Raw genomic sequence first — 3,858 nt, forward strand, 5'->3', positions numbered from 1 at the left:
CTACAACCCACATCCCAGCGCCCGCCCGCCATTTTTTCTGGCCAACGCCTATAATTTTTATCAAAATTATTTTGGTGAGAACAACTGTTGATAATTGTCGATAACAATAAAATTCACGTCTTCTGCAACTAATAGTCTCATTATTAGGTTTGTTCTAACTTTATTGCTGCGGTGGCATCAGAGAATTTTGGGAACAATACTTTTCGAAAATGCTGGCGGTGGGCATAGCTAAGTAAGTAACAAGCCCTCCAACAATTATGGGAAAAACATATTTAGATTGCTGATTCTCAGAGTGATAATTAGTAAATTCAAGGAAAAAGGGCGACTTTACTTGCGGGGAGTATTGAGAAATTAGTATTGTCCTAAAATAATCTGTAGCCTTGATTTTTGTTTCTTTTTATCAAGAAAAAGAAAACAAAAATAATCTAAATTGTTAATATTCAGCACGCAAAAACATGTAAAAACACAAATCGGACTTTTAGCCTTTTACAAATTCAATTTATCATTAGATGACAAAAAAGGCTATTTTCATGAAACTTTCGAAGGAGTTTGTTTCCTTAGGTTTTCGAAGAACAGCCTATAATAATGCATTTTAGCTTACAGATAGCTATCACCAAAACATTTCTCTTCAGCACCTCAAAAAAAGAAATAGCTATAATTCATAATTCAACAATTACCGAATTTTGCTTTTAAATGCTTTCAAGTAATCTTCGTATTTCGTTGTTTTATATATATTTTCAGCAAAATATTTTATAATTGGTTCAATTGCTTTTGGTGGCATGTATCCGTTCACACGGTTTATGATTTGGGATTTTTCGTCGAGATAAACCATTGTAGGATAAGCCATTTTTCCTTGTAAAAGATTAATTGGCAATTGGTGTGGATAGTTTAGAACTTTCTGCTCGTTTATGAAAGTTTGCTCTCCAACAATTATTGTATCAGTAGTTTCAGCTTCAATTTTCACAGGATAATAATTCCGGTTGATATAGCTTGCAATTGTGCTATCTGTAAATGTACTGTTATTCATAACCGAACTTCCCTTGTTCCATTTAGAATATATATTTATTATTATCTTTTTCGGATTAGTTTTGTTTAGTTCAATTGCTTCATTGAATGAATACCATTTTATAAGATTTGGCGGATTTTCTTTTTTGTGAAAAGTTTTTTCGAAGTATTTTTTAAAATCATCAAAATTTGCCGATTTGTGAATCCTTTCCGCAAAATAAACCAAAAGAGGCTCAATTTTTATAGGATCCATATATCCTCCAACTGGATTTGCATTGAATTCATCGTCGATATATACTATTGTTGGATACGACATTTTCCCTTTTAACAATTCTATTGCTAATTGGTGCGTAGGTCTTCTGCCCTGTCCTTGATTAATATATTGTTTTCCCTTATAGGAAACCGTATCTTTTCTTTCTGCATCGAATTTTACACAATAAAAATTTGCATTTAAATAGGAGGCAATGCCAGGATTTGCAAATGTTGCCTGATCCATTTTTTTGCACCATCCACACCAGTCGGTGTACATATCTATAAAAATGGTTTTAGGTGTTTTTTTTTGAAGCGAAACTGCTTCTTCAAAACTTATCCAATTTACTTTTGCTTGATTATTCAGCATTTGAGCTTCTATCAACAAAGGCAAAAAAGCTATTGCCGCAAGTATTAATATCATTTTTTTCATACGGCAAATATAATTTTTTCGATAGAAAAATATTATTGTTTTTGCTCAAATAGTTACTTTTTGATGTACAAAACTTTCTTAACCAAAAGTTTATTATCCACATCAAGAACACAAAAAAGCAGTTCCGAATTAGTAGATTCTACAAAATATTCTACAATATAAGTTCCTTTGTATTGAAAATGGTTATTTTTAAGTGAAACAATTTTTCTGCCTGCACAGTCTAAAATATACAGATTTACATTTGCATCTTCATTGATAGAATATTTTATTTCAAAATTATCGTCGGTTGGATTTGGAGAAATGCTAAATATTTCAGCATTCTCAGGAAAATTCTCGGGTTTTGAATATGGACTTTCAAAAGCACCTATATCGAAAGTCATTCCTTGTGGTCGTAAGTTGTTTTCAATATCGATAAAAATTCCATAATTAGACAGATCTAAACCCTTGTCTATTAGTGGCGAATTTTCTTGAAGCTGAAAATTATCTCCTATGGGATTAACAAAAAATATGTCTTCTATATTGCGGGTAAAAATATTTCGGAATGTGTCGATATCTACGCTCGGAATTGCTTTTCTAATATAAGCATCAGCTCCCACTGCAGCCGTATTATCATTTTCATATTCTTCGTAAGAACCCGGATTTATAATAATATTGTTATATGCAAGATTTCCTTTACTAATAGAATCATTTATTCTTATTCCATCAGATTTCGGATTTATTATTGTGTTATTAAAAAAATAATAACTCGAATCCTTCTCAATAGATTTGTGAGAAAAAAATATTCCATATTGCCTTTTCGATATATCGTCTGGCTCAAAATATTTCCCAGGATCAACTATCAAATTATTGTATATTTTAGTACCGCCAAGTCCGAAAACCAAAATTCCAGTTCCATGGCCATGCAATATTTTGTTATTAAAACATTCGCATTTCGACCCACCACCAAGAATTATTCCACTCATCTGTATAATAAATTCTTTTCTGCTATCATTAATGACTGTGTTGTTAAAGATATTGCAATTTTCGGTTGCAGAACTAACTTGAATGCCATCGTATCCGGTATCCACAATTATATTGTTATAAATTTGCACACCTTTCAATAAGTGAGGATAAACATACATACTTTCTCCATTATTTACTAATTGTACACCCTCATATTTGCTATATCCACAATAAATTCCTTCGCCGCCAACATGGTGGATATATAAATCGTGAAGTACTGTATTGTACTGCGTAAACGAATCTCGCACCGAAGCCAAAGACCAATCGGGATCAGTTTTGGCAAGAATTCCTGCAAATCCGCAATTTGAGATTTCCACAAATTCTACTTCAATATCGCTACTCAATTCTCCAATGGATATTCCAACACTACTTTCAGCTTCGAGGCGAGAAATTCTTATTCCATATTTTTTGGTGCCCGTACCACTACCAGTAAGTTTTATATGCGAACATCCACGAAAAGAAATACCATAAATATTTTCAGAATCAAAATCTACCAAACCTTGATGATTTATAAAAACTATCTGCGAATCTTCTTTCCCATTGAAATTTTTCACTAAAAGATAATCTCTAATTCCACTTACTAAAAACACGGTATCTCCAGGTCCTACATTCGTATAAATTCCAGATTGTGCATCAATCATTTTTTCGCTTAACTGTACTATTACATTTGTTTGGCTATATGTAAAATATGATGAAAATAATAGAAAAAGAAATATTGATAGTTTAGACTTTTGAATCACCATTTTTGAATTGTTTATATATTTATGCAAAGCTACTTATTTTATATTGAACGCAGCTACCGCAAATTTGCAACTTTAAGTTTCTTCAACTGAATTCGTACCAAAAATTATATGCTTGCGGCAGACGGGAGATTTAATTAGTTAATAAAAAGCAACAAATCAGTGTATGATAATAAATTGTAACATGCTAAGGGTTTGTAAATAAATAAACTAAAGCGAAATAAATATTATAACCGCAAAGGACGCCATGTAAATCGCAATTTTTCGCAAAGAAAACATATTCAATGACTTACTGAAGTTTCCTCAATTTTCCTCCCAAATTATAGATAGCTGGCTATCAGGGATTTTGGGTTTAGTTTTATAAATTAGCCCATATTTATTATCAAACAGATAATTAAAGATACCATCTGCCATGGCATAGCTATAGAA

At 31.8% G+C, this 3,858-nt stretch carries 2 protein-coding genes; both read right to left on the reverse strand.

Going from position 1 to position 3,858, the window contains the following annotated elements:
- Nucleotides 1-673 precede the first annotated feature (673 nt).
- A complete protein-coding gene (locus tag HN894_06705) occupies nucleotides 674-1,687 on the reverse strand; it encodes a DUF255 domain-containing protein (protein MBT7143011.1) in 1,014 nt (337 codons plus the stop codon).
- A gap of 53 nt (nucleotides 1,688-1,740) precedes the next feature.
- Nucleotides 1,741-3,432 carry a right-handed parallel beta-helix repeat-containing protein gene (locus HN894_06710; GenBank protein ID MBT7143012.1) on the reverse strand — a complete coding sequence of 564 codons (1,692 nt, stop codon included), beginning with the start codon at nucleotides 3,430-3,432 and terminating at the stop codon, nucleotides 1,741-1,743.
- Nucleotides 3,433-3,858 lie beyond the last annotated feature (426 nt).

Source organism: Bacteroidota bacterium, assembly GCA_018692315.1.
Lineage (GTDB): Bacteria > Bacteroidota > Bacteroidia > Bacteroidales > JABHKC01 > JABHKC01.

What these genes read in the sequence shown, in the direction of transcription:
- HN894_06705 (MBT7143011.1), bottom strand. Translation starts at nt 1,687, where the DNA reads ATGAAAAAAATGATATTAATACTTGCGGCAATAGCTTTTTTGCCTTTG.
- HN894_06710 (MBT7143012.1), bottom strand. Translation starts at nt 3,432, where the DNA reads ATGGTGATTCAAAAGTCTAAACTATCAATATTTCTTTTTCTATTATTT.